Source organism: Egibacteraceae bacterium (assembly GCA_040905805.1).
Taxonomy (GTDB): domain Bacteria; phylum Actinomycetota; class Nitriliruptoria; order Euzebyales; family Egibacteraceae; genus DATLGH01.
Map to the genome: position 1 here is coordinate 1 of JBBDQS010000060.1, position 6,926 is coordinate 6,926.

At 70.9% G+C, this 6,926-nt stretch carries 5 protein-coding genes; 2 read left to right on the plus strand and 3 right to left on the minus strand.

The features are described 5' to 3' along the window. Positions 1-43 precede the first annotated feature (43 nt). From WD250_07335 to WD250_07345, 3 genes are all read right to left on the minus strand, one after another. Positions 44-1,138: an S-layer homology domain-containing protein gene (locus tag WD250_07335; GenBank protein MEX2620015.1), complete on the minus strand. Its 1,095-nt coding sequence runs from the start codon at positions 1,136-1,138 to the stop codon at positions 44-46. A gap of 12 nt (positions 1,139-1,150) precedes the next feature. Further along, entirely contained in the window at positions 1,151-2,686 is a 1,536-nt protein-coding gene (locus WD250_07340; GenBank protein MEX2620016.1) for a DUF4331 domain-containing protein, read from the minus strand. A gap of 82 nt (positions 2,687-2,768) precedes the next feature. Next, complete coding sequence (locus WD250_07345) at positions 2,769-3,623, minus strand: hypothetical protein (protein MEX2620017.1); 855 nt, start codon at positions 3,621-3,623, stop codon at positions 2,769-2,771. Positions 3,624-3,998: 375 nt separating this feature from the next. On the opposite strand from WD250_07345, the gene WD250_07350 reads away from it, so the two are divergent. Together WD250_07350 and WD250_07355 are read left to right on the plus strand one after the other, a co-directional pair. Next, positions 3,999-5,417: a tetratricopeptide repeat protein gene (locus WD250_07350; GenBank protein ID MEX2620018.1), complete on the plus strand. Its 1,419-nt coding sequence runs from the start codon at positions 3,999-4,001 to the stop codon at positions 5,415-5,417. Continuing rightward, positions 5,414-6,883 carry a hypothetical protein gene (locus WD250_07355; protein MEX2620019.1) on the plus strand — a complete coding sequence of 490 codons (1,470 nt, stop codon included), beginning with the start codon at positions 5,414-5,416 and terminating at the stop codon, positions 6,881-6,883. The genes WD250_07350 and WD250_07355 overlap by 4 nt, the downstream gene beginning before the upstream one ends. Positions 6,884-6,926 lie beyond the last annotated feature (43 nt).

Below are 6,926 nucleotides of genomic sequence, written 5' to 3' on the forward strand. Positions count from 1 at the left end.
GCCGGCTGCGGGAGCAGCCGGCGGCCGTGGTGCGGGAGAACCCCTAGAAGAGGCGGTCGAGCAGGTCACCACCGTCCGACTCGCCGTCGTCCGCGGGGGACGCTGGGTCGTCGGGTGTGGTGGCGGCCTCGTCAGGTGTGGTGGCCTCGTCGGGTGTGGCGGCCTCGTCGGGTGTGGCGGCGTCGCCGCTCACGTCCTGACCTCCGAGGGGCAGGTCGAGCACGCCGTCGACTGGCTCGGTGACGGTGTCGATGACGTCGGTGTCGATGACCTCGGTGTCGACGACGTCGAGGTCGACGTCGTCGAGCAGGTCGCCGCTGGGATCCGGGGCGGTCCCGACACCCAGCAGGTTAAGGGCACCCTCCACCACGTCGACCGAGTTGGTCGACACGTCGGTCAACTCGGTGACGTCCAGGAGGCGAACGAGGAACGACGCCATCTGGTCGCGGCGCACCGACTGGTCGGGCGCGTAGGTGGTCGCGGTCTGACCGGTGGTCAGCCCGAAGATCTCGAATGCGGCATCGATGTTCTGGCTGTGCACGTTGGTGGCGGCCACGTCGGAGAAGTAGCCGGTCTCGAGCGCCTCGAAGGTCGTGCCGAACAGGGTGTTGGCGGCACGCATGAGGAACGACGCCATCTGGTCACGGCGCACTTCCTCAGCCGGCGCGTAGCTCGTCGCCGTCTTGCCTTGCGTGATGCCCAGAGCCGCGAGCTGGTTGATCGCGTCCTCGTGAACGTTGCCGGAGATGTCGGTGAACCCCTGGTCCGACGGCGAGGGGATGTCGATGCCGCCGGCAGCCTCCAACGTGCGGACGATGAAGGACGCCATCTGGTCGCGACGCACCGCGTTGCGCGGTGAGTACGTGCTGCCGTCCTCGCTGCCGTGGGTGATCTCCTGGGCGAACGCACAGTCCACCGAGGCGAGATGCACCTCGGCGATCTGGTCACGGTCGGTGAAGGGCACCTCGGGCGCGGGTATGGAGCACACGTTCGCCGGGTCGATGACCCGGGGGTCGTCGGTGGCCTCCTGTGCCCCGATGGAATTGCCGAGCGGCAGCAACAGCAGCGTGGTCACGATGGTTGCGACCCCGGCGAGGAGCCACCAGGAGCGGGGGGTGGCGCGGAGCCTGGTGTACATGCCGCCCCCCATCTAGTTCGTCGCCTCGGCAGCGGGTACCCGGTCACGGTTGGTCAGGTCGTAGCCCCGGTGGGGCGTCGCCAGGTACGGGAACTCGGTCAGGAACGGCTTGTCGTTGCCGACCACGCCGTCGGTCAGCTCGTTGTTGGGGGAGACGTTGAAGTCGGGCGTGAACGGGGTGCCGCCGGCGACGGCGCGCAGCGAGATGTCCACGACGTCGTCGCCGGGACGGCGTCCGTTGGGGAAGCCGTCGTTCTCCCCGGCCAGCAGGCCGAGACGGTTGTTGGCGTTGAGGTTGGTGTTCGAGGGGTCGATGTCCATGTTCAGGCGCATCATCTCCGACGGACGGGAGAAGTTCGGCGACTGGTTGACGTCCTCGATGCCGGTGAGGAAGATCGACACGAGGTCCTCACGCGGTGCGGGCGGCACGTCAAGGCCGTAGACGGCGTTGATCTGGCCGGCCAGGATCGGGTCGGTGACCAGCGGGATCGGGCCCTCGGTCGACAGCGGGGGTGCGTCGAGCTGCGGGAAGACGTCGGCGTCGGCCGATGGCGGGATCGAGTTGAAGGCGTCCTTCACTCCCAGTGGGACGACGACCTCGTTGACCAGGGGCATCCCGAGGCGGGAGACCTGCACCCAGCGGCCGCGATGCACCGGAGCCGCGCTGGAGTTCTGCGCGAAGACCCGGACCTTGCGACGCTCCGCGGTGGAGTAGACGCCGATGACGGGGTCGTCGGCGGCGCCGCGCAACAGGGCCTTGGGCACCTGCACGCCGATCGTGTGGACGTTGTAGCCGGCGAAGGTGTCCCGGCCGTCCTCGGCGTCGCGCGGGGAGAGGGCGTGGGCGCCCTGGAACGGGCGCAGGGTGCCGATGTCGAAGATCGAGGCGATGTCGACGTAGAAGCCGTCGTCGCGCTGGCCGGCGAAGGCGCGGATGCCGTCACCGACGTCGTGGACGGCCTGCTGCGCGAGCTGCTCGTAGTTGGCGTCGTCGCCGGTGGTGATGGGCCCGACGTGCTCGGGCGGCAACGTCAGGTTGCTGCCGAGCTCGGTGCGCTGGCCGTCGCGGACCTCGAACACCGACATGGTCTGGCGGAAGTTGTAGGTGTCGTCGGACAGGTTCTCGATGGGCAGGGAGCCGCGACCTTCGAGGAAGGCGACGGGGTCGCCGTAGAGGTACTCGTTGGGGTTCTGGATGGCGTTCTGGAAGCGGAACTCGTAGGTGATGTCCGGGTTGGCATCGCCGGTGTTGTCGATGTGGATGTTGTAGCGCACGTCCTCGCCGAACCGGAAGTAGTTCGGGCCGCCGCCGGGCTCCTGGAACGGCACGAAGTTGGACAGCAGCGTGACGGTGTCAGGCCGGTCGGGGCTGGTGAACGCGTACAGGTCGGTGTTGTCGGCGACGGGGTCTTCCATGATCAGTGGCGCTTCGCGGTGGCTCGACGCGTCGGCGGTCGACAGCAGTGCCATCGCGACCGCCACGGCCAGGCCGAGCGCGAGTAGCGCGCCGACTGACCGCGTGCGGGCGGCGGAGAGGGAAAGGGACATGCAATCCTCCTTGGGAAAAGCGGGGGTGAAAGCAGTTCTGGGTGTGGCTACGTGGTTGCGCGGGGCGGACTCCGATCGTCGTTCATCGCGGTGTCCTGCTGTCCAGGACCCCGATGACCGTCCAGTCCTGGCCGATGGGAGCCACGACAGCGCGCAGCTCGACGGGCTCGGTCACGGGGACGACACGCGCCCACTCCAGGACCGGCTCGCCGTAGGACGCGAGGAAGCTGTTGGTGTCGAACCCCTCGTTGAAGCGCTCGACGTCGCCGACCTGCACCGCTCCGCCGGCGTCGCACAGCGCCCGCGCGAGGGCCGGCAGCCCGAGGACGACCGTGTGCTCCCCGTCGGGCTCGCAGCGCTGGTGGGATGCCGCCCAGGCGCGGACCGCGTCGGCAGCCTCACCCTCGGGGGGGTGCAGAGGCTCGAAGGTCGACTCCTGGAGGGCCACGGCCCAACCGTCGCCCTCGGCCACGACCACCCAGGTCGCCCGCGCTCGTGCCGGCACGAGCCCGACCGACGGGTCAAGGCTCGGCTCGAACCTGACCAGGCTGACGACCGCCGCCCGGCCGTCGTCTGCGGTGACACCCTCGACCTCGTAGTCGGTGACCGGCGGGAGGACATCGGCGTGCGTGGCGACCCAGCCGGCAGGGGTGCGGTACTCCTGGCGGTCGGGAAGGCTCAGCAGCAGGTAGGAATCGGCCAGATCGCCAGCGAGCTCGGCGTCGAGGAAGGCGGTCACCGCGCCCTCCGGTGAGCCGGCTGGCACCCCGGGCTCGACGGTGCCGGTGATCTCCGGGACGTTGGCCGGCTCACCGATCGGCAGCTGCGTGGTCTCCAGTGCGTCGCCGGTGGGCGAGGCATCACGATCGCGCACGGCCGCGATGCCGGCGGTGAGCCCGACTCCCAGCGTCAGGCTGACGACCGCCACCAGCAACATGCGCAGAGTGGTAGGGCCGCCACGCGGGGTGATGGCTGGGTCACCCCCGTCTGGCGACCGCGTGTCGGTCTGGTCCGCGGCGACGTCGCTGTCCACGTGATGCGCTGTCAATTGCCGAGCCTTTCCCGCGTGGGCCCATCCGGGCCGGAGCTGGGGACGAACGTGATGATGCAGGGCACGTTCGGCGCAGGCCGGGTCCCGGGTGGGTCCGATTTCTCCACCACGGCCAGATCACCGGTGAGAGCCACAGCGGTGAACACACCGAGTTCGGATGATTTCGGCTGTTTTCCACATCTTCAGGTTTTTGATCACGCTTATACGATTATGTAGGATGCTACCCTTTCCGCCATTCGACACACACGATCCGGGGAGTGCATGAGCACGCAGGAAGGCAAGCGGGGCCGTTCGGTGACCGTGGTCACCGTGGCGGTGATGGCGCTGCTGACCGGTGTGGCGATCGGACGCTTCGTCACCTTCGAGCCGGCCGGGGCGCCGGTCGAGTCGGTGGTGGTGGCCGGAGCGTTGGAGGACCGGGTCGCCACGTTGGAGCGCGCGGTGGAGGCCGACCCTGCTGACCTGGAGTCGTGGCAGGCCCTCGGCATCGCCTACACCCAGCGGGCCTTCGAGGTCGGCGACCCGGCGTTCTACACGCTGGCGGCGCGCGCCCTGGACCGCGCCGAGGCGCTGGACCCGGATGCCGCGGGCACCCTGCTCGGTCGCGGCCACCTCGCTCTGGCGCTGCACGACTTCGCGGAGGCCCGCGAGTACGGCCAGCGGGCGCGCACGCTCCGACCGCACAGTGCCGAGATCCTGGGGGTGCTCGTCGACGCCGCCGTGGAGCTGGGCGACTACGAGGCGGCTGGTGAGCACCTGCAGGACATGCTCGACCGGCGACCCGGCCTGCCCGCCCTCGCGCGTACGGCCTACCTGCGTGAGCTGCACGGGGATCTGTCCGGGGCCGTGGAGGCGATGCGGCGTGCGGAGTCCGCGGGCTCCGGGTCCGTCTTCGACGTGGCGACCGTCCAGGCGTTGCTCGGTGACCTGCACGTGGAGCGTGGCGCGCTCGACGATGCGCAGGCGGCCTACCAGCGTGCGCTCGACGCGTCCCCGGGCATCGTGGCCGGTGACGTGGGACTCGCCCGCGTCGAGGCGATCCGCGGGGACATGGGTGCTGCCATCGAGCGCCTGACCGCGGTCGTCGACCGCTTCCCACAACCCGACGCGGTCATACTGCTCGGTGAGCTGCACAGCCACGTCGGCGACGAGGACCGCGCGCGGCAGCAGTACGCGCTGGCGCGGACGATCGCGCGCCTGCAGGAGGATGCGGGGCAGAACATCGACCTGGAGCTGGCGCTGTACGAAGCGGATCGCGGCGACGATCCCGACCGTGCCGTGGAGCTCGCGCGGCAGGCCTACGACGCCCGGCCGGAGAACGTGTACGCGGCGGATGCGCTGGCCTGGGCGCTGCTGCGCGCCGGCCGCGCCGAGGAGGCCGTCCCCTACATGGAGGACGCGCTGCGCCTGGGCAGCGCGGATCCGTTGGTGCGCTACCACGCCGCCGAGGTGTTCGCGGCCACCGGCGACGCGGAGCGGGCGGGCCTCGAGCTGGCCGCGGCGCTCGACCGCAACCCGTGGTTCTCCTTCGCCCACCGCGAGCGCGTGGTGGAGCTGGCCGACCGCCTGGGGCTGGCCGACCGCCTGGGGCTGGCCGACCGCCTGGGGCTGGCTGACCGCCTGGGGCTGGCTGACCGCCTGGGGCTGGCCGCGTCGGCCACAGCGCAGGGCACCCTGTGAGACCCGTCAGCACGGCCCTGCGGCGCGCGATGGTCCTCGCCGGTGCGCTGGTGCTCCTGGTGCTCGCCCCGATGGGCGCCGCGTCGGCGCACCCGCTCGGCAACTTCACGACCAACACCTACGCCGGCCTGGTCATCGGGGCCGAGGGCATCACGGTCGACTACGTGCTGGACCTCGCCGAGGTGCCGGCGTTCCAGGTCATCGAGCGCCTGGGTCGGGGAGCCGACGGACACCTGGATCCCGACGCCGCACAGGATTACCGCACGGGTCAGTGCGCCGAGCTCTCCGAGGGTCTGGAGGTGCACGTCGACGGGAAGCCGGTTGCCCCTGAGGTGGTTGCGGCTGACCTGTCGTTCCCCCAGGGGGAGGCTGGGCTGGACACCCTCCGGCTCGAGTGCCGCCTCGGGTTCGAAACGCCCGCGTTCGACGGTGAGCGGACCATCACGGTGACCGACGGCAACTTCCCCGAGCGCCTGGGCTGGCGGGAGATCACCGCGGTGGGTGACGGGACCACCGTGATCGACAGCGACGTCCCCGCCGACCCGGTCAGCGCTCGCCTCACCGACTACCCCGACGAGCTGCTGCAGTCGCCGCTGCGGCAGCGCGAGGCCGTGGTGACGGTGCGTCCGGGCGGTGCGGGAGCAACCGGCCCGACGCCCACCGACCCGGGCGAGTCGATGGTCGGCGGGCTGGAGCGGCTGACGACCGCATTCACCGACCTGGTGTCGACCCAGGACCTCACGGTGGCGTTCGCGTTCCTGGCCACGGGCATCGCCATACTCCTCGGAGCCCTGCACGCGTTGGCGCCGGGGCATGGCAAGACGGTGATGGCCGCCTACCTCGTGGGCAGCCGGGGAACCTCACGGCAGGCCCTCCAGCTGGGAATGACGGTCGCCATCACCCACACCGCCGGGGTGTTCGGCCTGGGGCTGGTCCTGACCGCCTCCCAGAGCGTCGCCCCCGAGCAGCTCTACCCCTACCTCGGGCTGGCCAGCGGCCTGCTGTTCGCCGGCGTGGGTGCCATGCTGCTCCGTCGTGCAGTGCGGGCGCGGCGCCGTGGCCACGCCCACGGCCACACCCACGACCACGGCCACGACCACGACCACGGCCACGACCACGGTCACGGCCACGAGCATGGCGACGAACCGTTGACGTGGCGCAGCCTCCTGGCCCCGGGACTGGCGGGCGGACTCGTTCCGAGCCCGTCGGCGTTGGTGGTCCTGCTCGGGGGGATCGCGATCGGCCGGGCGTGGTTCGGTGTCACGCTGGTGGTGGCCTACGGCATCGGCATGGCAGCGACCCTGGTGGGCGCCGGCTACCTCCTCCTGCGCGCCCGCACGCGGTTCGCGGGGCGAGTGTCCTCAGGGCGTTGGGTGCGCATCTCGAGTGCCCTGCCGGTTGCCACCGCCAGCCTGATCGTCGTCGGCGGCTTCGTCATCGCCGCCCGGTCGCTCGGGGGCGTCTGACGCCCACCGACGACGCGAAGAGGCGGGGCCGGGCCAGACGCCC